General features: G+C 63.2%; 21 protein-coding genes. 18 read left to right on the forward strand and 3 right to left on the reverse strand.

Annotation, left to right across the window (positions count from 1 at the left end; all coding sequences use genetic code 11):
- Genes ASE71_RS01755 through ASE71_RS01765 form a run of 3 tightly spaced genes read left to right on the forward strand, consistent with a single transcriptional unit; the run spans position 1 to position 3661 of the window.
- A complete protein-coding gene (locus ASE71_RS01755; RefSeq protein WP_034787806.1) occupies positions 1-1356 on the forward strand; it encodes an aspartate aminotransferase family protein in 1356 nt (451 codons plus the stop codon).
- 3 nt (positions 1357-1359) lie between these two features.
- Positions 1360-2643 (forward strand): aspartate aminotransferase family protein, encoded by a 1284-nt coding sequence (locus ASE71_RS01760; RefSeq protein WP_060517809.1) that lies wholly within the window; start codon positions 1360-1362, stop codon positions 2641-2643.
- 7 nt (positions 2644-2650) lie between these two features.
- A complete protein-coding gene (locus ASE71_RS01765) occupies positions 2651-3661 on the forward strand; it encodes a phosphotransferase (RefSeq protein WP_060517807.1) in 1011 nt (336 codons plus the stop codon).
- A gap of 20 nt (positions 3662-3681) precedes the next feature.
- On the opposite strand, the gene hpaR is transcribed toward ASE71_RS01765, so the two are convergent.
- The gene (hpaR, locus tag ASE71_RS01770; RefSeq protein ID WP_034787802.1) at positions 3682-4170 is read right to left on the reverse strand and encodes a homoprotocatechuate degradation operon regulator HpaR; all 489 of its coding nucleotides are present in this window, start codon (positions 4168-4170) and stop codon (positions 3682-3684) included.
- Positions 4171-4278: 108 nt separating this feature from the next.
- Between hpaR and ASE71_RS01775 the strand changes: the two genes are divergently transcribed.
- The 14 genes from ASE71_RS01775 (at position 4279) to ASE71_RS01840 (ending at position 19080) form a co-directional block, all read left to right on the forward strand.
- Positions 4279-4671, forward strand: coding sequence for a 5-carboxymethyl-2-hydroxymuconate Delta-isomerase (locus tag ASE71_RS01775; protein ID WP_034787798.1), 393 nt, complete (start codon positions 4279-4281; stop codon positions 4669-4671).
- Positions 4672-4735: 64 nt separating this feature from the next.
- The gene (hpaE, locus tag ASE71_RS01780; RefSeq protein WP_060517805.1) at positions 4736-6253 is read left to right on the forward strand and encodes a 5-carboxymethyl-2-hydroxymuconate semialdehyde dehydrogenase; all 1518 of its coding nucleotides are present in this window, start codon (positions 4736-4738) and stop codon (positions 6251-6253) included.
- Positions 6254-6286: 33 nt separating this feature from the next.
- On the forward strand, positions 6287-7267 hold the full coding sequence (gene hpaD, locus ASE71_RS01785) for a 3,4-dihydroxyphenylacetate 2,3-dioxygenase (protein WP_060517803.1): 981 nt from the start codon (positions 6287-6289) through the stop codon (positions 7265-7267).
- A 50-nt stretch (positions 7268-7317) separates the two neighbouring features.
- Positions 7318-8754 (forward strand): pyridoxal phosphate-dependent decarboxylase family protein, encoded by a 1437-nt coding sequence (locus tag ASE71_RS01790; RefSeq protein WP_060517801.1) that lies wholly within the window; start codon positions 7318-7320, stop codon positions 8752-8754.
- A complete protein-coding gene (locus tag ASE71_RS01795) occupies positions 8751-9620 on the forward strand; it encodes a fumarylacetoacetate hydrolase family protein (RefSeq protein ID WP_060517799.1) in 870 nt (289 codons plus the stop codon). The genes ASE71_RS01790 and ASE71_RS01795 overlap by 4 nt, the downstream gene beginning before the upstream one ends.
- A gap of 3 nt (positions 9621-9623) precedes the next feature.
- Positions 9624-10427 (forward strand): 2-oxo-hept-4-ene-1,7-dioate hydratase, encoded by an 804-nt coding sequence (gene hpaH / locus ASE71_RS01800; protein WP_060517797.1) that lies wholly within the window; start codon positions 9624-9626, stop codon positions 10425-10427.
- Positions 10428-10435: 8 nt separating this feature from the next.
- On the forward strand, positions 10436-11242 hold the full coding sequence (hpaI, locus tag ASE71_RS01805; RefSeq protein ID WP_060517795.1) for a 4-hydroxy-2-oxoheptanedioate aldolase: 807 nt from the start codon (positions 10436-10438) through the stop codon (positions 11240-11242).
- A 134-nt stretch (positions 11243-11376) separates the two neighbouring features.
- Positions 11377-12609 (forward strand): peptidase T, encoded by a 1233-nt coding sequence (gene pepT, locus ASE71_RS01810; protein ID WP_060517793.1) that lies wholly within the window; start codon positions 11377-11379, stop codon positions 12607-12609.
- A 96-nt stretch (positions 12610-12705) separates the two neighbouring features.
- Positions 12706-13638 (forward strand): helix-turn-helix domain-containing protein, encoded by a 933-nt coding sequence (locus ASE71_RS01815; RefSeq protein ID WP_060517791.1) that lies wholly within the window; start codon positions 12706-12708, stop codon positions 13636-13638.
- A gap of 227 nt (positions 13639-13865) precedes the next feature.
- Positions 13866-15143, forward strand: a complete 1278-nt coding sequence (locus ASE71_RS01820; RefSeq protein WP_082566294.1) for an ABC transporter substrate-binding protein — start codon at positions 13866-13868, stop codon at positions 15141-15143.
- Between the two features lie 90 nt (positions 15144-15233).
- Complete coding sequence (locus ASE71_RS01825; RefSeq protein WP_060517789.1) at positions 15234-16094, forward strand: carbohydrate ABC transporter permease; 861 nt, start codon at positions 15234-15236, stop codon at positions 16092-16094.
- A complete protein-coding gene (locus ASE71_RS01830; RefSeq protein WP_060517787.1) occupies positions 16094-16915 on the forward strand; it encodes a carbohydrate ABC transporter permease in 822 nt (273 codons plus the stop codon). Before ASE71_RS01825 ends, ASE71_RS01830 begins: the two co-directional genes overlap by 1 nt.
- A 32-nt stretch (positions 16916-16947) precedes the next feature.
- Positions 16948-17994, forward strand: coding sequence for an NAD(P)-dependent alcohol dehydrogenase (locus ASE71_RS01835; protein WP_060517785.1), 1047 nt, complete (start codon positions 16948-16950; stop codon positions 17992-17994).
- A gap of 3 nt (positions 17995-17997) precedes the next feature.
- Positions 17998-19080: an ABC transporter ATP-binding protein gene (locus tag ASE71_RS01840; protein ID WP_060517783.1), complete on the forward strand. Its 1083-nt coding sequence runs from the start codon at positions 17998-18000 to the stop codon at positions 19078-19080.
- A 40-nt stretch (positions 19081-19120) separates the two neighbouring features.
- Here ASE71_RS01840 and ASE71_RS01845 read toward each other — a convergent pair whose 3' ends face one another.
- Positions 19121-20113: a hypothetical protein gene (locus ASE71_RS01845; protein WP_244496838.1), complete on the reverse strand. Its 993-nt coding sequence runs from the start codon at positions 20111-20113 to the stop codon at positions 19121-19123.
- A 591-nt stretch (positions 20114-20704) separates the two neighbouring features.
- On the opposite strand from ASE71_RS01845, the gene ASE71_RS36335 reads away from it, so the two are divergent.
- Complete coding sequence (locus tag ASE71_RS36335) at positions 20705-21166, forward strand: hypothetical protein (protein ID WP_060517781.1); 462 nt, start codon at positions 20705-20707, stop codon at positions 21164-21166.
- Between the two features lie 53 nt (positions 21167-21219).
- On the opposite strand, the gene ASE71_RS01855 is transcribed toward ASE71_RS36335, so the two are convergent.
- Positions 21220-21861 (reverse strand): response regulator, encoded by a 642-nt coding sequence (locus ASE71_RS01855; protein WP_034787767.1) that lies wholly within the window; start codon positions 21859-21861, stop codon positions 21220-21222.
- Positions 21862-21864 lie beyond the last annotated feature (3 nt).

Consider the following 21864-nt stretch of genomic DNA (forward strand, 5'->3'; position numbering starts at 1 on the left):
ATGCGCGAAACCAACTTCCTCATCGAGAACAACGCCCGCCACCTCTGGCATCCGATGGCGCATCCGGCCGAGATGCAGGCGACGCCGCCGCGCATCATCAATGCCGGCGAGGGCGTCGAGATCGTCGACATTCACGGCAAGAAGGTGCTCGACGCGGTCGGCGGTCTCTGGAACGTCAATCTCGGCTATTCCTGTGAACCGGTGAAGGAGGCGATCCGCCGCCAGCTCGACGACCTGCCCTATTATTCGACCTTTCGCGGCACCACCAATTCGCCGCTGATCGAGCTGTCCTACGAGCTCGCTGAATGGTTCCGCGAGGACGGGCTGACGCGCTCGTTCTTCACCTCGGGGGGCTCGGATTCGGTCGAGACCTGCCTGCGTCTCGCCCGCCAATACCACAAGCTCAACGGCCAGCCGGAGCGCACCAAGTTCGTCGCCTTGAAGAAGGGCTATCACGGCACCCATTTCGGCGGCGCCTCGGTCAACGGCAATGCCAATTTCCGTCGCAACTACGAGCCGCTGCTGCCCGGCGTCTATCATCTGCCGGCGCCCTATACCTATCGCAACCCGTTCGACACGACCGACGGCGCTGTCATCGCCAAGTCGATCGCGCGACTCTTCGAGGACGAGATCGCCTTTCAGGGCGCAGACACCATCGCGGCGCTGATCATGGAGCCGGTGCTTGGCGCCGGCGGCGTGATCGTGCCGCACGAGACCTTCATGCCGCTGATGCGCGAGATCTGCGACCGCCACGGCATTCTGCTGATTGCCGACGAGGTGATCACCGCCTTCGGCCGCACCGGCGCCTGGACCGGCTCACGTCTCTGGGGCGTGAAGCCAGACTTCATGTCGACCGCGAAGGCGATCACCAATGGCTACTATCCCTTCGGCGCAGTGATGATCGCCGACAAGGTGGCCGAGGCTTTCGAAAGCAACAAGACGGCTGCCGGATCGATCGGCCATGGTTACACCTACTCCGGCCATCCGGTCGGTGCTGCGGCAGCACTCGCAACGCTGAAGGAGACGCGCAAGCAGAACGTGGCGGCGAATGCCGGTGCCCGCGGCGAGGAACTCATCGCCGGTCTCGAAGCGCTGAAGGAGCGGCACGAACTGATCGGCGACGTGCGTGGCAAGGGTCTGATGTGCGCGCTCGAACTGGTCTCGGACCGCGAGAAGAAGACCGCTGCGGCGAAGGATGTGGTGCAGAAGGTCCAGGACGTGACCTATGACGCCGGCGTCATGGTGCGAACCTCGGGCGCCAATGTCATCCTCTCGCCGCCACTCGTCATCACCGCCGGCGATGTCGCCCGTATTCTGACGGCGCTGGACGCCGGCCTCACCGCCGCACGGGGATAAACCATGACAGGCAACGCGGATCTGATCGCGCGCCGCGAGCGGCTGCTCGGGCGCAACATGTCGCTGTTCTACGAGGAGCCGGTGCATCTGGTGCGCGGCGAAGGCGTCTGGCTCTTCGACGCCGATGGCCGCCGCTATCTCGACTGCTACAACAACGTGCCGCATGTCGGCCATTGCCATCCGCGGGTGACCGAGGCGATCGCCCGGCAGGCCTCAACCCTCAACACCCACACCCGCTATCTGCACGAAGGCATTCTCGACTATGTCGAGCGGCTGACCGCGACCTTCGACAAGAGCCTCGACGCGGCGATCCTCACCTGCACCGGCAGCGAGGCGAATGACGTGGCGCTGCGCATGGCTCAAGCCGTGACCGGCAAAACCGGGGTGATTGCCACCGACCACACCTATCACGGCAACACCGCGGCCGTGTCGCAGCTTTCGACCCGAATGCCGCCAGTCGGCGGCTTCGGCGGCCACGTGCGCCACGTGCCAGCACCCGACAGCTACCGACCGCTCGGCGGCGAGCCGGGTGACGCATTCGCTGCGGCCTTCACCGCCAAGGTCGAAGAAGCGATCGCCTCGCTTGAGCAGAGCCCGCACGGCTTCTCGGCGCTGATCATCGACCCCTTCTTCGCCAATGAGGGCTTTCCGGAGTTGCCATGGGAATTTCTCGACGGGGCTGTCGCCGCGGTCAGAAAAGCCGGCGGCCTCGTCATTGCCGACGAGGTCCAGCCGGGCTTCGGCCGTACCGGCGGCCATATGTGGGGACACCAGAAGGCCGGCATCGTGCCCGATATCGTCACGCTCGGAAAACCGATGGGCAATGGCCATCCGATCGGCGGCGTGGTTGCCGGCGCCGACACGCTCAACGCCTTCCGCAAGGCGTTTCGCTACTTCAACACCTTCGGCGGCAACCCCGTATCCTGCGCTGCCGCCATGGCGGTGCTCGATGTGATCGAAAGTGAGAAGCTCATCGAGAACGCCGCTGCCGTGGGCGCTTACGCCAAGGCGGGTCTCGCGCGGCTTGCGGACAAACATGACGTGATCGGCGACATCAGGGGCAGCGGCCTGTTCTTCGGTGCGGAACTCGTCACCGATCGCAGCGAGAAAACACCGGCGAGCGGTCTCGCGACAAAGGTGATCAACGGCATGCGAGGGCGAGGCGTGCTGATGGGCAAGCTTGGCGTCCACCAATGCACGACGAAAATCCGGCCGCCGATGCCGTTTACCCGCGAGAATGCCGACGTCATGCTGTCGACGCTCGACGACGTGCTCTCGGGTCTGTGAGCCGACGATGATCGCCGACCTGCCTCCGCAATTTCGCGCCGCGCTCGACAGGCGGGCCTGCCAGGCGCTCTCGCACTGGGGCGTCGCCGACCAACGGCCGGAACTCCTGAAATACCGGGAAAACGCGGTGTTTCGCGTATGCCTCCCCGATGGTCGGTCGGCGGCGCTGCGGCTGCACCGCGCCGGCTATCACGGCGAAGCGGCCCTTCGCTCGGAACTGCAATGGATGGCAGCACTCGGCGATGCCGGTCTCGCGGTGCCGCGGCCGATCGCAACGGCGGACGGATGCCTGCTTGTTGCCCTGCCGGAAGATGAAGCGTTTGCCGCGCAGCACGCCGATATCATCGGCTGGATGGACGGACAGACGCTCGGCGAAAGCGGAAAGCCGCTGTCCCACACACCCGAAAAGCTCGGCGCGATCTTCTCGGCACTCGGCGCCACCATGGCCGAGATGCACAATTTCGCCGACCGCTGGACGTCGCCGGAGGGATTCTGGCGCCCCGCCTGGGATGCGGAAGGACTGCTCGGCGAGCGGCCGCTCTGGGGACGGTTCTGGGACTGCGACGGCTTGTCTTCGGCGCAGACAAGAGCACTTTCGGCGTTGCGCCATGATCTCCGGCGGCGCCTGGCAACGATGCCGACTCCGGCGCAGGATTTTGGGCTGATCCATGCCGATCTCGTTCGGGAGAACGTGCTCGTTGCCGAGAACGGCGTGACCGTCATCGATTTCGACGATGCCGGCTACGGCTTTCGCCTCTTCGACATCGCGACCGCACTCCTGAAAAACCGGCGCGAGCCGGCATATGAGACGATCGAGGCTGTGCTGATCTCAGGCTATCGAAGCCGCCGCGCCCTGCCGGACGAAGCGTTTTCCTGCCTGCCGCTGTTCCTCGTGCTTCGCAGCCTCACCTATATCGGCTGGTTTGCCTCGCGGCCGGAGTTGCCCGCGGCGCGCGACCGCGTCCTGCGATATGCCGACGAGACGCTGGCGCTTGCGGAAGAACTGGGGGTTCGATGATCAGGGCGCCGTCGAAGCACTCAGTCGTTGAGACTGGCGAGTTCGTCCAGCATATCGAGCAGGACTTCGACGCGCTCGTGGCCGTAGCGAGCTTCGAGCTCCTCGTAGATCGCGCGGCTTTCCGGGCTGACGTCGGCGATCACCCGCATGCCCTCGGGCGCGATCTCGAGCAGAACGCGCCGGCCGTCGTCGGCGTCCTTATGCTTGGTGATCAGGCCGCGCTCCTCGAGCGAGCGGATGATGCGCGTCAGGCTTGGCGCCAGGATGAAGGCCTTGTCGGCCATCTCGGACGCATCGACCCGGCCGGCTTCGGCGAGAATGCGGATCACCCGCCATTGTTGCTCGGTAATATCGTGACGCGCCAGCATCGGTCGAAAATGCGCCATGACGGCTTCGCGTGCGCGCAGAAGCGCGATCGGCAGCGAACGGCGCGTGTTGTGCGGCAAAAGGGCGTCGTGGCCCAGGTCGGTGGGAGGCTTTTCGCGGCTCATAGGCGTTCTATCGGACATTTTCTTTCGTTCTGCAATCGGCAGGCGCAGCTGCGGGAAACGGGCTGCTTGACACTGTCGGCAATTTCGTTAACGTGTTAAATATATGAGAGCGCATCGGGAGGAAAGATGCCGCATCTGACAATCGAATATTCCGGTAACCTCGACACTCGCGTCGACTTTGCCAAGCTGTGCCGCACGGTGCACGCGACCATCCTCGGCACCGGCCTCTTCGAGCTTGGCGCCATCAGGGTGCGCACGATCCAGAGCCGCGACTATGCGATCGCCGACCTCCTGCCGGAAAACGGCTTCATCGACCTGTCCTTCCGCATCGGCCGCGGCCGCACGGAAGCGGAGAAGAAGGCGACCGGCGACGCGATTTTCAAGGCCGTCAGCGAAGAACTCTCGACGCTCTTCTCGACGCCGCATTTCGCCCTCAGCCTGGAGATCCGCGAGATCGATCCGGAGCTGAGCTGGAAGAAGAACGCCATTCACCCCAGGCTGCGCGCCTCCAACGGCTGAGCGCGGCCCTCCCACAAAAACACAGCAGTGCGCGGCGAAGTCTGCGCCAGCATCGGAGACCATCATGTCCAAGCTCGCCGAAAACCTCGCCAAGGCGGAACGCTTTCTTGCCCGCTTCAGACGCGAAGGCGTGCTCAACTACATCAACGGTGAAGCCCTTCCCTCGCTTGATGGCGAGACTTTCGAGACCATCTCGCCCATCGACCTGAAACCGCTGGCGAAGATCGCGCGCGGCAAGGCAGCCGATATCGACCGCGCCGCCAAGGCCGCGAAAGCAGCCTTCGCCGAATGGGCGTCCATGCCCGGCGATACGCGCAAGAAGCTCCTGCATAAAATTGCCGATGCGATCGTCGCGCGCTCCGAGGAGATCGCCTTCGTCGAGTGCGTGGATACCGGACAATCGCTGAAGTTCATGGCCAAGGCGGCGCTGCGCGGTGCGGAAAACTTCCGCTTCTTTGCCGACCGGGCGCCGGAGGCACGCGACGGCAAGATGCTGCGCGGCGGCAACCAGATCAACATGACGACGCGCGTGCCGATCGGCCCAGTCGGCATCATCACGCCCTGGAACACGCCCTTCATGCTGTCGACCTGGAAGATCGCCCCGGCGCTCGCCGCCGGCTGCACGGTCGTCCACAAGCCGGCGGAGTTCTCGCCGCTGACCGCACGGCTGCTGGTGGAGATCGCCGAGGAGGCCGGGCTGCCGAAAGGTGTCTGGAACCTGGTCAACGGTTTCGGCGAAGACGCCGGCCGGGCGCTGACCGAACACCCCGATATCAAGGCGATCGGCTTCGTCGGTGAAAGCCGCACCGGCTCGATGATCATGAAGCAGGGTGCCGAGACACTGAAGCGCGTCCATTTCGAACTCGGCGGCAAGAACCCGGTGATCGTCTTTGCCGATGCCGATCTCGAACGCGCGGCCGACGCCGCCGTCTTCATGATCTATTCGCTGAACGGCGAACGCTGCACCTCGTCCTCGCGCCTTTTGGTCGAAGACAGCATCTATGACCGGTTCACCGCGCTCGTCGCCGAGAAGGCCAAGCGCATCAAGGTCGGTCATCCGCTTGACCCCGAGACCGTCGTCGGCCCGCTCATTCACCCCGTGCATGAGAAGAAGGTGCTCGACTATATCCGAATCGGCCGCGAGGAGGGTGCAACCATTGCTGCCGGCGGCGAGAAATTCGACGGTCCGGGCGGTGGCTGCTATGTGACCCCGACGCTCTTTACCGGCGCCAATAACGGCATGCGCATTGCCCAGGAAGAAATCTTCGGGCCGGTGCTGACGGCGATCCCGTTCAAGAACGAGGCGGAGGCGCTGGCGCTTGCCAACGACACGCAATACGGCCTGACCGGCTATCTCTGGACCTCCGACGTCACCCGCGCGTTCCGCTTCACCGATCATCTGGAGGCCGGGATGATCTGGGTGAACTCGGAGAATGTGCGCCACCTGCCGACGCCGTTCGGCGGCGTCAAGAGCTCGGGCATTGGCCGCGACGGCGGCGACTGGTCGTTCGATTTTTACATGGAAACCAAGAACATCGCCTTTGCCAGCTCGGCGCACGCGATCGCCAAGCTCGGCGGCTGAGCGCGCTGGCAAAAAAAACTGGAGGAGACATCAATGCCCTTGCCGAAACCGAACCTCTACCCGCCCTTCAACATCGTGCGGCTGAGCCATGTGGAGCTCGCCGTCACCGATCTCGCCAAATCACGCGCCTTCTATGTCGACGTACTCGGCCTGCAGGTCACCGACGAGACGGCGGACACGATCTATCTGAGGGCCATGGAGGAACGCGGCCACCACTGCATCATTCTGAAGAAGGCGTCGAGCGCAGAGGCTCGCGACCTCGGCTTCAAGGTCTTTGGCGACGAGGATCTCGAAAAGGCCGCGCATTTCTTCAAAGCGAAAGAATTGCCTGTCGAGTGGATCGAACGCCCCTACCAGTCACGCACCTTTCGCACCCGTGACCCGCAGGGCATCCCGCTCGAATTCTATTCGAAGATGGACCGTCTGCCGCCAATCCACCAGAAATACGCGCTCTACCGCGGCGTCAAACCGCTGCGCATCGACCACTTCAACTGCTTCTCGCCCAATGTCGACGAAGCGGTCGCCTTCTACAACGAGATCGGCTTCCGGGTAACGGAATACACGGCCGATGAGGAGACGGGACGTCTCTGGGCCGCCTGGACCCATCGCAAGGGCGGCGTGCACGACATCGCCTTTACCAACGGCCGCGGCCCGCGCCTGCACCACACCGCCTTCTGGGTACCGACGCCGCTCAACATCATCGACCTGCTCGACCTGATGTCGACCTCCGGTTGGCTCGCCAATATCGAACGTGGCCCCGGCCGCCACGGCATTTCCAACGCCTTCTTCCTCTATGTCCGCGACCCTGATGGACACCGCATCGAGATCTACTGCTCCGACTACCAGACCGTCGATCCGGATCTGGAACCGATCAAGTGGGACCTGAAGGACCCGCAGCGCCAGACGCTCTGGGGCGCGCCGGCACCGAAATCCTGGTTTGAGGAAGGCAGCGCCTTTGCCGGTGCCGAGGCGAGGGACTCGATCCTGAAAGCCCAACCGATCGTCGCGCCGTGACGTTTGGCGAGTGGATCGGGTAAGGGCCTCGCATCGAACGGGAGTAGAAAATGGACGAAAAGAGTTTCACCGAATGGTCGCTGAAGGCGGCGAAATGGGGTGCGGACTATCGCGCCTCGCTGCGTGACCGCCCCGTGCGGGCGCAGACGGCACCGGGGGCAATTGCCGCCCAGATCCCGGCGCAGCCGCCGCGGACCGGCGAGGACATGCAGGCGATCTTCGAGGACTTCGAAAAGATTATCCTGCCGGGCATGACACATTGGCAGCATCCGCGTTTCTTCGCCTATTTCCCCGCCAACGCCGCCCCCGTCTCCGTCGTCGCCGAGTATCTCGTTACCGCCATGGCGGCGCAGTGCATGCTCTGGCAGACCTCGCCGGCGGCGACAGAGCTCGAAACCAAGGTGATCGACTGGCTGCGCCAGGCGATCGGACTGCCCGAAGGATTCTCTGGTGTGATCCAGGATTCGGCGTCCTCGGCGACACTCTCGGCCGTGCTTGTCATGCGCGAGAAGGCGCTCGGGTGGAACGGCAACAAGAAGGGCCTCGCCAGCCAGCAGCAGCTTCGCATCTATTCCTCCGATCAGGTTCACACCTCGATCGACCGGGCGATCTGGGTCTCGGGGATCGGCGAGGAGAACCTCGTGCGTATCCCGGCGAACGGGCCGCGGCGGGCGATGGACTGCCAGGCGCTCGAAGCGGCAATCCTCCGCGACAAGGCAGCAGGCCTCGTGCCGGCGGGCGTGATCGCCTGCACCGGAGGGACAAGCACGGGTGCCTGCGACGACATCGCCGAGGTTATACGGGTCGCCCATGCGCACGGCCTCTACGTCCATGTCGATGCCGCCTGGGCCGGTGCCGCGATGATCTGCGAGGAGTTTCGCGAACTCTGGGCCGGCGTCGAAAACGCTGACTCCGTCGTCTTCAATCCGCACAAGTGGCTGGGCGCGCAGTTCGACTGCTCGGCGCATTTCATCCGCAGTCCCGATGATCTGGTGAAGACGTTGGCGATCCAGCCGGAATATCTGAAGACACACGGCCGCGACGGTATCATCAATTATTCCGAATGGACGATCCCGCTCGGCCGGCGTTTCCGAGCTCTGAAACTTTGGTTCCTGCTGCGCTTCCATGGTCTCGAAGGCCTGCAGACGATGATCCGCAACCACGTGCGCTGGTCCCGGCAACTGGCGGAGCGGCTGGCCGAGCACCGGGAATTCGAGATCGTGACCGCACCGATGCTGTCGCTGTTTTCGTTCCGCCATCTGAGCGAAGGGGATCCGGACGCCCACACCATCGCTTTGGTCAATGCGATCAACGATGACGGCCGCATCTACCTGACCCAGACGCGCGTCGATGGTCGCGTGGCGATCCGTTTCCAGGCGGGCCAGTTCGACATGACGCAAGAGGATGCCGAGACGGCGTTCGAGGTCATTGTCGAGGTCGCCGCCGCGCTCGACGGACAACACGAAAAAACGAAGGCTTCCCGATGACACCTCCCCGTTTCGTCACCTTTTCGGCCGGAAACAGGCGGGGCTACGGCCTCGTTTCCGGCAATGGATTGATCGACCTTAGCACACGATATGGATCGACCTTTCCGACGCTGCGCGAGGTGATCGAAGCCGGTGCCCTTACCCGGCTTGCCGACGAAGCGGCCGGACTGCCGGCGGACATTTCGCTCGATGACATCCGCTATGAAATCCCGGTGCCGGCACCGGAAAAGATCATTTGCGTCGGCGTCAATTTTCCGGACCGCAATGAGGAATACAAGGACGGGCAGGCGGCGCCCGCCAACCCGTCGCTGTTCATCCGCTTCCCGCGCTCGTTTACCGGCCACAGTCAACCACTGATCCGCCCGCCGGAAAGTCCGCAGCTCGATTATGAAGGCGAGATCGTCATCGTCATCGGCAAGGGCGGTCGTCGTATCCCCGAGGCGACGGCGCTCGACCACGTCGCCGCGCTTTCGCTCTCAAACGAAGGCACGATCCGCGACTGGGTGCGCCATGCCAAGTTCAACGTCACCCAGGGCAAGAACTTCGACCGCACCGGCTCGATCGGTCCTTGGCTGGTGCCATTCACCGACGAGGCCCAGCTTGCCGACATCAAGCTGGAAACCCGCGTGAACGGCGAGGTTCGCCAGCAAGACCGCACCAGCCGGATGATCTTCTCCTTCCGCAAGATCATCAATTACGTCTCTACCTTCACGACGCTGGTGCCCGGCGACGTCATCGTCACCGGCACGCCGACTGGCGCCGGTGCCCGTTTCGATCCGCCAATCTGGCTGAAGCCTGGCGACATCGTCGAGGTCGAGGCCCAAGGCATCGGCACGCTCATCAACCCAGTTGCCGACGAGGCCTGACCCATGCTCGACAAGAACCAGATCGAGTCAGCCGCGACGGCACTCGACATCGCCGAACGCGAGCGCGTCCAGACCGGACTGCTGTCGCTCCAGCATCCCGACATGACCATGGACGACGCCTATGCGGTGCAGGCCGCCTGGGTGAAGAAGAAGATCGCCGCTGGACTCCGGGTGATCGGCTGGAAGATCGGCTTGACCTCGAAGGCGATGCAATATGCGCTCAACATCGACATCCCCGATTCCGGCGTGCTCTTCGATGACATGCTGTTTGAGGACGGCGCGCGCATTCCGGGCAATCGTTTCATTCAGCCGCGCATCGAGGCCGAGATCGCCTTCGTGATGAAGGCGCCGCTTTCCGGCCCCAATGTCACCGTCTTCGACGTGTTGAACGCCACCGATTACGTGACGCCGGCGCTCGAAATCCTCGATACGCGGATCCTGCGCGTCGATCCGGAAACGAAGAAGGCGCGCACGATCGTCGATACCATCTCCGACAACGCCGCCAATGCCGGCATCGTGCTTGGCGGAAGACAGATGCGGCCCGATGCGATCGACATGCGCTGGATGGGCGCGATCGTCTCGCGCAATGCCGAGGTCGAAGAGACAGGACTGGGCGCCGGCGTGCTCAACCACCCGGCCCGCGGCATCGCCTGGCTCGCCAATCGCCTGGCGCTCTACGGCGACCGTATCGAGGCCGGCCAGATCGTGCTTGCCGGCTCCTTCATCCGCCCGGTCGAGGCGCGCCATGGCGACACCATCGTCGCCGACTTCGGCCCGTCCGGCACCGTCAGCTGCTTCTTCGAATAGGACCGACCATGCCCGCTCCGCGCAATACGTTCAAACAGGCCCTCACTGACAAGCGCCCGCAGATCGGCCTCTGGCTGGCGCTCGCCAATCCCTATACGGCCGAGATCTGCGGCGGCGCCGGGTTCGACTGGCTGCTGCTTGACGCCGAGCATGCGCCGAACGACGTGCCGCTTCTGGCAGCACAGCTCCAGGCACTCGCCGCATCGCCAAGCCACGCCATCGTCCGGCCGCCGATCGGCGAGACCTGGATGATCAAGCAGATCCTCGACATCGGCGCGCAGACGCTGCTGGTGCCGATGGTTGAAAGCGACGAACAGGCCCGCGCCCTGGTGCGCGCCGTGCGTTATCCGCCCCATGGCGTGCGTGGAGTCGGTGCCGCCCTTGCCCGGGCATCGGCCTTCAACCGTATTCCCGACTATCTGCAGACCGCCAATGACGAGGTCTGCCTGCTCGTGCAGATCGAAAGCCGCGCCGGCCTTGCCGCCCTCGACGAGATCACGACCACCGACGGCGTCGACGGTGTCTTCATCGGCCCGGCCGATCTTGCCGCAGACATGGGCTTTCTCGGCAAGCCCGGTGCGCCGGAGGTACAGCAAGCAGTCGAGGCGGCGCTCCTTCGCATCCAGTCGCACGGCAAGGCGGCCGGTATCCTGACCTCCGATCAGGCCCTTGCCCGCCGCTACCTAGAACTCGGCGCGACCTTTGTGGCGGTCGGCAACGATGTCGGCCTGCTGGTCGGCGCCACGTCGAAGCTGGCAGCGGAGTTCAAGGGTACCAGAGGCGAGACCGAGACGACGGCTGGAAAAATCTACTGATCGGCATCGTCTGCGCCGCGACCGGAGGAGCCAGTCGGGCCACCACCAACCGCATGCGTTGGGCGGTCACGACTTTCCCTCGTCTCTGTCTGGGGGTATAGCGGTCTGACGCCCACCAGCATTGGATTCCCGCCATGACCGATACCGTTCTCGACCGCTTCCTTCGTTATGTCGTCATCGACACCCAGTCCGACGCCAAGTCGAAGACGCAGCCGTCGACGGAAAAGCAGAAGAACCTCGGTCGCGTGCTCGTCGAGGAACTGCTGACGATTGGCCTTGCCGACGCCCATCTCGATGAAAACGGCTACGTCTATGCCACCATTCCTTCGAACGTGGACAAGCCGGTGCCGGTCATCTGCTGGTGCTCGCACATGGACACGGCGCCGGATTTCACCGGCACGAACGTCAAGCCGCAGATCGTCAGCAACTACCAGGGCGGCGATATCCGGCTCACTGGAGATCCGCAGCAGGTGATCCGCGTCGCCGACCACCCGGTTCTCAACGACCAGATCGGCAATGACATCGTCACGACCGACGGCACGACTCTGCTCGGCGCCGACGACAAGGCCGGGCTTGCCGAGATCGTCGCGGCCGCTCAAGTTCTCGTCGACAATCCCGAAATCAAGCACGGCACGATCAAGCTGCTCTTCACCACCGACGAAGAGATCGGCCGCGGCGTCGACAAGGTCGACTTGAAGAAGCTTGGGGCCCAATTCTGCTATACGGTCGATGGCGAAACCGCCGGCCATATCGAGGACGAGACCTTTTCCGCCGATGGCGTCGAGATCGTCATTCATGGCGTCGCCATCCACCCGGGCTTTGCCAAGGACAAGATGGAGAACGCCATCAAGATCGCCGGCAACATCATTAGCCGGCTGCCGCGGGAGGTTTCGCCCGAGGGCACCGAGGGCCGCGACGGCTTCGTGCATCCGACCGGCGTGACCGGCTCGATGGACAGGGCGCAGCTCGGCCTCATCGTGCGCGACTTCGACGAGGCGGGCCTTGCCTCGAAGGAAGCCATGCTCGAAGGCATCGTCAAGGACGTGATGAAGGCCTATCCGGGCTCCACCTACAGTTTCGAGGTCAAGCAGCAGTACCGCAACATGAAGGCCATCCTCGACCGCCATCCGGAGATCGTCGAAAACGCCATCGAGGCGATCCGCCGGGCCGGCATGCAGCCGGTGCGCGGCAGCATCCGCGGCGGCACCGACGGTTCGCGGCTCTCCTTCATGGGTCTGCCTTCGGCCAACCTCTTCGCCGGCGGCCACGCCTTCCATTCGCCGCTCGAATGGGTCAGCCGCCAGGACATGGAGCGCAGCGTAAAGACGCTGGTCGAGCTCGCCAAGATCTGGGCCGAACGCGCCTGACATAGTCCGGAAAACGGGGCGGCTTGGGTGCAATAGCCAGCCGCTCCTTCTCCAAAGGAGACGACCGATCGACACGACGCGAAGGAGGGTCAGGCGATGAGTACGGCGCGGGGCCCAAAACGCGCGCCGGCAAAGCCCGCTTCGCTCGCAACCAACCCGCCGACCTTCGAGCACATCGTCACCGGCGTCAACGAGACGTTCCTATGGCGTCTCGACAACTATCCCTGGGAACGGAACGTCTGGAACTTCCATCCGGAGATCGAAATCCATCTCATCCGCAAGGCCTCGGGCCTTGCCTTCGTCGGTGATCATATCGGCCAGTTCGGTCCGGGTTATCTCACCGTCATCGGCAGCAACCTGCCGCATGACTGGGTAACGGTTACCGAACCCGATGAGATTATCGAAGGCCGTGACATCGTCATGCAGTTCCACCCGGATCGCATGCGCGAGATCACCGACGCCCTACCGGAATTTGCCGAGCTTGAGGCCTTCTTCGCCCGCGCCGAGCGCGGCCTGGTGTTTCATGGCGAAGCCCGCGCCAAGGGCACCGATCTGATCGAACGTATGGGCAGCCTGAAAGGGCTCTCGCGCTTCTCGCTGTTCATCCAGCTGCTCGATCTGCTGGTCAACACCGAAGAATACGAGTTGCTCTCCTCGCCGGAATTCGCGCCAGAACTCGACCAACAATCGCTTGACGTGCTGCGCGGCGCTCTGGCCTTCATCTACGAGAACATCGCCACCGACATTCATCTTGCCGATCTTGCCCGGCAGGCCGGCATGAGCGAAACGGCCTTTTCCCGTTTCTTCAAGAAGAATACCGGCAACACCTTTACCGACCACGTCAACAAGCTGCGCATCTGGCAGGCGTGCAAGCTGCTTGCCGAAACCGACGTCCCGATCACCGACATCTGCTTCGAGGTCGGCTACCTCAACATCTCCAATTTCAATCGCACCTTCCTGCGCCAGCACAAGATGACGCCTTCGGCCTACAGGCGGCTGACAGGCCAGCGTCGTACTTCCCGTTCTTAGGCGCGTTTCACCCACCCAGGCGATGAATCCTTGCGTTTGCTGCGCTGCAAACGGCTGGCATCTGGAAATTTTCTGCAAGAAAGTACAGAATTGCCGCATCGCGCACGCTAGTTCGGCAGAGCGTAAGGCCTATCATCGAACCCAGCGAAACGGTTCGCTATGAGGAAAACGCACTGGATCTGAGGAGTATCCGGCGCGCATCGCAGACCTGGGGAGGTCTTTTCACAATGAAAAAAGCCAAAACGCTCGTTTCGAGCATCGCCTTCGCATGCCTTCTTTCCACAGGCCTGACGACTGTTGCGGTCGCTGCCGAATGCTCCGGCACGATCAAGGTGCTCGCCCAGCCGCGCGACGGCCTGACGCTGCTCGAAGACTACAAGTCCGAATTCGAGAAGCTCTCGGGCGGCGCATCCTTTGAGATCGACTATCTCAACGAAAACGACCGCCGCGCCAAGACCAAGGCGGACGCCTCGACCATCGGCAAGTACAACGTCTATTACATCGACGAGGCAAATGTGGCGCTATTTGCGTCGGCCGGCTGGGTCGCGCCGCTGATGGACTATTATCCTGATGACTACGACTACGCCGATTTCGATCCGGGCCGCCAGAAGGTCGCGACCTATGACGGCAAGGTCTGGTTTGCGCCGGTCACTGGCGGCGGGGACCTCATGGTCTACCGCAAGGACTTGCTCGAGGCGGCCGGCATTACGCCGCCGAAGACGCTCGACGAATATGTTGCCGCAGTGAAGAAGCTCAATCAGCCCGACCAGGGTATCTACGGCACAGCCCTTCGCGGCCAGCGCGGCTCGGGCGCCAATGTCTGGCGCTGGATGCCCTTCTTCAAGGGCTTCGGCGGCAACTGGTTCGACGGCAAGACGCCGGTCTTTGACGGCGAACAGGCGGTCAAGGCGACCGAGACCTATCTCGAACTCTTCAAGTACTCGGCACCGGGCAGCCAGACCGGCGGCTGGGACGAGGCGGTTGGTGCTTTTACCTCCGGCCAGGTGGCGATGCTGATCGAATCCACCCCGCTCGTCGGCATGGCGATCGATCCGAAGTCCTCGAAGGTGGCCGGCAAGGTCGGCTACCTGCCGCCTCCGGCACCGTTGACGGGCGGCGGCTACGGCCATGGTCTGGCAATCGGCATGAAGGCCAACAAGGATGAGGCCTCCAAGGCCTGCGCCGGTCTGTTCGTAGCTTGGGCGACCTCGAAGGAAAACGAGGCCCGGCGGCTCGAAGCCGGACAGTTCAGCGAACTCAATCGCACCAGCATCATGACCAGCCCGAAATTCGCCGAGCTCTACGGCCCCGATCTCGGCCAGGCGCTTGCTGATACCGGCAAGGTCACCGCCGTCAACTTCTGGCAGAACCCGCAATGGCCTGATCTTGGCGACCGCTGGGGCATCATCCTCGAGGAGCTGATCACCGGAACGCGCACCGACATCAAGGAAGGCCTCGACGAACTCGACGGCTTCGCCAAAGACCTGGTTGCCCGCAGCCAGTAAGCCGGTTCCTCCCAAGGGCCATCGGCCGGCAAAGCCGCCGGTGGCCCGCACCATCGGGGGCGTTCAAAGCCCAGCCGTAGGACTGATCACATGAAGCAGAAAAACAGCCTGCCGGCGGTGTTCCTCACCCCGGCCATGGGCATCCTTGCCGTTCTCGCCCTCGTGCCGACGGCCTATGCGATCTACATATCGTCCCAAAACCGGGAACTCAGCCGTCCGGACGGCAGCTTCGTCGGTTTCGCCAACTATATCGACCTTTTCTCGGACCGCCGCTTCATCAATGCGATCGGCGTCTCCCTGACCTGGGAAGCCGTGACCGTCGGTATAACGCTCGCCATCGCCGTCGGCCTTGGCATCCTGCTGTTCGAATGCGTCTCGCCGCGCACGCGCAACCTGCTGGCGCTCCTGTTTCTGGTACCGGTGATCCTGCCACGCGTTTCGGCCGCCTTCGTCTGGAAGTTCGCCTTCCATCCGCTCTATGGCATCGCCACCTATCCCTACAAGGCAATCACCGGTCAGCCACTCGATCTCCTGTCCAATCCGGCGACTGCACTTGCGACAGTCGCATTGGTCGATGTCTGGCAATGGGGCCTGTTCTTCGCCGTCATCGTGCTGAAGCTCCTGGAAACGCTGCCGCCCCAGCCATTCGAAGCGGCACGGCTGGACCACGCCCGCACCTGGGAGATTTACGCCTTCATCGCGCTGCCGATGCTGAAGGCGCCGCTGAGCTCGCTTGCCTTCGTCAAGATGATCGAGTCGCTGCGCGCCTTCGACCTGATCTACGTCATGACCCGCGGCGGCCCCGGCATCGCGACCGAAACGCTCGACATGTACGCCTTCTCGCAAGGCTTCATCGAGTCCGGCCGGATTTCCTACGCCTCAAGCATGGCGGTTCTGATGATGATCGCCACCTCGATCGCCTTCACCTTCATCTGGAAGAGGGTTCAGTGATGACCGCCCACGCCCTTGGCCGCTTCATTGGCCGGCTCATCCTTGCCGCCGCCGCCTTCTCTGCCGTGTTTCCAATGTTCTGGACCGCGCTCAATGCCTTCAAGAACCGGGTCGACATCGTGACACCGACCCCGCTCTTCTTCTTCGAGCCGACGCTCGACAACTTCGCCTATGTGCTCGGCCGCGAAAGCGTCTTTGCCGGCCTCGTCAATTCGCTGCTGATATCGGGCGCTGCGGTGCTGATCGGTGCCGCTCTCGGCCTGCCCGCCGCCTATGCGATCGCGCGCTATCCCAACCGCTGGTCCCGCGACATTCAGTTCTTCGTTCTGTCGCTGCGCTTCCTGCCGCCGGTCGCGATCGCCATTCCGCTGATGGTGATCTGGCTCGATTTCGGCCTCTATGACACCCGCCTGTCGATGATCGTCACCTATTCGCTGCTGACGCTCGCGACCATCATCTGGCTGAGCGTCCCGGCCTTTGCGCGAGTGCCGAAGGAAGTCGAGGAGGCTGCCCGCGTCGATGGCTACGGTCCTTATGCGATCTTCTTCCTTATCGCGCTGCCGATTGCCCTTCGGTCGCTGATCGGAGCGGTCGCCTTTGCCTTCGTGCTCGTCTGGAACGAATTCCTGATTGCGCTGATGCTGACGACGTCCGACGCCAAGACGTTGCCGATCGTCGCCTCGGAGCTGACGCAACTCGGTCGCGACGTGCCCTGGGGCATCCTCAACGCCTCCGTCGTGCTGCTCTCCATCCCGCCGCTGCTCTTCATCGGGGTTCTAAGTGGCATGCTCAACAGCGCCTTCAAGCGCAAGACCCAATGAATCCCAAGACTGGAAAAACAAGGAAATCCTTCATGCAAGCGTTGGTCCTCGAGCAAAAAGGCAAGCTCGCAATCCGGGAGATCGATCTCCCGCTGGAACTTGGTCCCGATGATGTCAAGATCGCCATCGACACGGTCGGCGTCTGCGGCAGCGACGTGCACTACTACACCCACGGCGCCATCGGCCCCTATGTGGTGCGCGAACCGATGGTGCTCGGTCATGAGGCGGCCGGCACCGTCGTCGCGGTCGGAAGCAATGTCGAAACGCTCGACGTCGGCGACCGGGTCTGCATGGAGCCGGGTGTTCCAGAACTGACCTCCCGGGCTTCCAAACTCGGCATCTACAATGTCGATCCCAAGGTGCGGTTCTGGGCAACGCCGCCGGTTCATGGCGTGCTCGCTCCCTTCGCAGTCCATCCCGCCGCCTTCACCTACAAGCTTCCCGACAACATCTCCTTTGCCGAAGGCGCGATGGTCGAACCGTTCGCCATCGGCATGCAGGCAGCCGCCCGCGCGCGGATTGCACCGGGCGATGTCGCCGCGGTGATCGGCTGCGGGCCGATCGGCATCATGGTGGCGCTCGCAGCCCTTGCCGGTGGCTGCAGCCGTGTCTTCATCTCCGATTTCAGCGCGGAGAAGCTGGCGATCGCCGCTCAGTATCCGGGCATCATCCCGGTCAACATCGCCGAGCGGCCTTTTGCCGATGTCATCGCCGCGGAAACCGGCGGCTGGGGCGCCGATCTCGTCTTCGAGGCGAGCGGCAGCGCCAAGGCCTTTTCCGGGATATTCGATCTGGTCCGCCCGGGCGGTGCCGTGGTTCTGGTGGGCCTGCCGGTCGAACCGGTACAATTCGACGTTCCGGGCGCAATCTCCAAGGAAGTCCGGATCGAAACGGTGTTTCGTTACGCCAACATCTTCGACCGCGCCCTGCAATTGATCGCGTCCGGCAAGGTCGATCTGAAGCCGCTGATCACTGAAACCTTCCGCTTCGAAGACAGCATCAGGGCATTCGAGCGGGCCGCATCCGCCCGACCGACTGATATCAAACTACAGATCCGCATGGACAGTGGGAAGGATTGAGCCATGGCGAACATCGTCTGCTCCAATGTCGACAAGCAATACGGCGCCGTTGATGTCATCAAGGATTTCAACCTCGATGTCGCCGATCATGAATTCATCGTGTTTCTCGGTCCATCCGGCTGCGGCAAGTCCACGCTGCTGCGCATGATTGCCGGTCTCGAAGACATATCCGGCGGCATCGTCTCGATCGGCGGGCGGGCGGTCAACGACCTGCCGCCTCGCGACCGCGGCGTCGCCATGGTCTTCCAGAACTATGCGCTCTACCCACACATGACGATCTACGACAACATCGCTTTCGGACTGAAGCGCATGAAGGTGCCGAAGGCGGAGATCGATACGCGGATTCGCGCTGTTTCGGCAACGCTCGGCCTCGAGCCCTATCTCGCCCGCAAGCCGACCGAGCTGTCCGGCGGGCAGCAACAGCGCGTCGCTATCGCCCGCGCGATGATCAAGACGCCGCGGGTCTTCCTCTTCGACGAGCCGCTCTCCAATCTCGACGCGAAGCTGCGCAATCACATGCGGGTCGAGATCGCCCGGCTGCACCAGAAGCTAAAGACCACGACGATCTATGTGACCCACGACCAGTTGGAGGCGATGACACTTGCCGACCGGATCGTCCTGATGAAGGGTGGCGCGATCGAGCAGGTCGGAACGCCCGCCGAGATATACGAACGCCCGCGCACGCTCTTCGTCGCCGGCTTTATCGGCACACCCAACATGAATTTCATCGACGTGACGGCCGAAAAGACCGAAGGCGGCTGGCTGTTGCGCAGTGCGGGCGCCAGCTTCGCGATCTCGGACGACAGGTTCACGCTTCGCCATGGCCAGACGCTAGTGCTGGGCATACGTCCCGCCGACCTGGCGCCGGCGGAAAGCGGGCTCAATCGTATCGAGGGCATCGCCGACCTGGTCGAGTTTCATGGTAACGACGCGCTCGTGACCTTTCTGTTTGCCGGCAAGGAAATTGGCGCACTGGTCAAGGCCAGCGGCTGCCCCAGGCCGGGGGAAGCCGTATCCTTCACAATCGAGCCAAACGGCTTGCACCTGTTCGACCGGGAGAGCGGTCTCTCGGTGCTGAGTACGTGAGCGGCAAGCAACAGCCCTGCCCCGACAGGACTGTTTGCCTTCAGGCCGCGTTGGCGAATGAGGCGGCCGGGAGCGGCCCGGCCGTCATCATCGTAAAATCGAAGGGCGCGCGAACGTCGGCATCGAGCACGTATTGGCGGTGCACACGCAGGAAGTCGCGCTTGATCCGGCCATAGCGCTCCGGTGACAGCATATGCTTGAGCCGGATGAAAACGATGGGCGGCTGGGGCGCATCGCCGTGTCCGGCAAGCGCCACCACCTGGCATCTGTAGAAATTGATCGCGTCGGTCAGGCACTGGACGTCGAACCAGAAGATATCCTTCACCCGGGCGATGGCGCCGACGCGCGCGCGCAACACTTCGGCTGAGCGCAGCAGCGCACATTGCAGGATCGCGCCGCCGAGCGTGACGAAGACGATGCGTTTTCCGGCAAAGAGGCCTGGCTCCCGCTCCACCAGGGCGCCGATCACTTGGGTGGCGATGCTGGAGCCCATGCTGTGAGAGCTGATGACGTACTCGTCGGCCGGTTCGTTGAGCGCGGCCCGCACGGATGCCAGGCTGTCTTCAACCCATTGCTTTAAATATGGTTTTTCCAGACGCGCAACGGCAACCGCCAGCTCCCAGTCGGAAAAGAGATGCAGGGTATGCCACCGCTCCGACCAGGGGAGAAACAGCTTGAAAAAGACCAGGTAGGCGACGATCGCGCTCAGGACGAGAAGCGATGATTCAAGCGCAAGCCAGTAGGGGGCGGTGCCGATCAACACGCTCCCCGCGACGCCAATTGCCACCAGCAGGAACGGAAAGAGAAAGAACAGGCCGAACCGCCAGGCATGCCGGAAGTAGCCGAATGCGCCGCCTTCCCAGACGACGCGCAGGGCGCTCAGGTAGCCCGCGACCATTCGATGCAGCGTGCCCCGGCCATTCAGGCGTCGGACGATCTCGTCGTGATCGAAGATGTAGACGCGGCTGGCCGTCTGCCAGTCGGCGCCCTGGCTATCCACGTCGAAATAGCGGCCGGGTCCCTCGCTCTCCACCTGCCCGACCTGAACATCGAAATCCTGAAGTCTCGCCGTCTTGACCGCCGATCGCTTGTAGCGCGCCTGATGCTTGACGGCATCCAGCGGCTCGAAGCCCGGAAAATGCAGCACGATGCGTTTCTTGACGTGCCCGGTCGATTTGTCGTGTGACAAGTGTTGATCTTTCAAAAGGCGCAAAACGCCCGTCCCCGGGCCTCCGAAGAGGTGCAGGAGCGGGCGCTCGATGAGCGCCGGGTGGTCCCAGCCTGCCGGAGACGTCAACGATCTCGATGTCGAGAATATGGCCAAATGAAACGATGCAACGGCGTGCATGACAATTTCAATCGCGCCATCGCCTGACTACCCGTCACGCCACGGTCGCTGCTCGGCAAGAGCGCAGGCCACAGCCGCCAAACGACGACGCATGGAACCCGACTTTGGTCCTAAGGGAATCCGACGATTGTCCGGCCGTCGCCGGGGAAAGGTCTGGGAAAGCGTAACCGGCGCAGACGCGCGTTGACTGGCCATGCCGGCCATGAGCAAAGTCGAACTTGCCGGTATCCGCCGGAGCGTGCCCACCCTGTGCCGCGACATCGCCAGAGGACTGAAATGCCCAATCGCCGGATTTTTCTTGCTGCATTCTTCTGGCCCGCGATCCTGTTGGTGACGACCCTTCCCTACAAGCTCGATCTGACCCGCGCAGGTCTGTCGATGACCGAGACGGTCGCCCTCGCCAAGAACGGCAATAATGGCGGCGGCAACGGCGGTGGGAATGGTGGTGGTAATGGCGGAGGGAACGGGAACGGCGGTGGCGGCAATAACGGCAATGGCGGTGGCAACGGCAATGGAAACGGGAATTCCAACGAAACCCGTTCCGGCGGAAACTCCAAGGCCTCCCGTGCCAATGAAGACGCCACCGACGATGGCGAAACCGGTATCCGTCACAAGGGCGGCATAACCGAGCAAGTCAGGAAGGGGCGCTACATCATGAAGGATGCCCGCGGACGGACGATCATCAACCGCCGCGCGACATCAGCCGACAAGCAGCGCATGGAGACCCTGGCGCATTAGCACGCGCCGCCGATCGGCGTCGGCGGTGCGACGGTATCGGTCGGTCTTAGAGACTAAAGCTCGCGCGCGTCGCGCAGAACCATTGCCGCTTCGGTGCGGTTTGCGACCCCCAGCTTCGTCATGATCTGCGTCATGTGATGCTTCACGGTCTTTTCCTGCAGGTCCAGCTCGATGGCGACATGCTTGTTGCTCATGCCGGCGGCCACCAGGTGCAGAACCTCTTTCTCGCGGGGCGTCAGGGTTGCGACCAGACCGGATTTTCCAGGCTGGGCCGGGCCCTTCGTCGACAAAAGCTTGGCCGAAAGGGTCGGCGCCACGTAACGCTCGCCCGAAGCGACAGTGCGAATGACCTCGGCGAGCGCCGAGGCGCCGACCCCCTTCAGCACATAGCCGGTGGCACCCCGGTCGAGCGCCGTGGTCACGTCATCTCCGTCTTCGGAAACCGTGAGCATGATGATCTTCTGCGACGGAGCGACCTCCAGGATCGCCGGTATCGCCTCCAGCCCGCCGCCCGGCATGGAGATATCCATGAGCATCACATCCGGTCCGAGGCTTTGCGCGATCCCGGTCGCGTCGTCCTTCGAACTGCCCTCGGCGACGATCTCAAACCCCTCGATCTCCGACAGGCTCCGGGTCACGCCTTCGCGAAACAGAGGGTGGTCGTCGACCACGGCAACGCGTATCCTTGACGTCATGAT

The organism is Ensifer sp. Root954 (genome assembly GCF_001429005.1).
Classification (GTDB): Bacteria; Pseudomonadota; Alphaproteobacteria; order Rhizobiales; family Rhizobiaceae; genus Ensifer; species Ensifer adhaerens.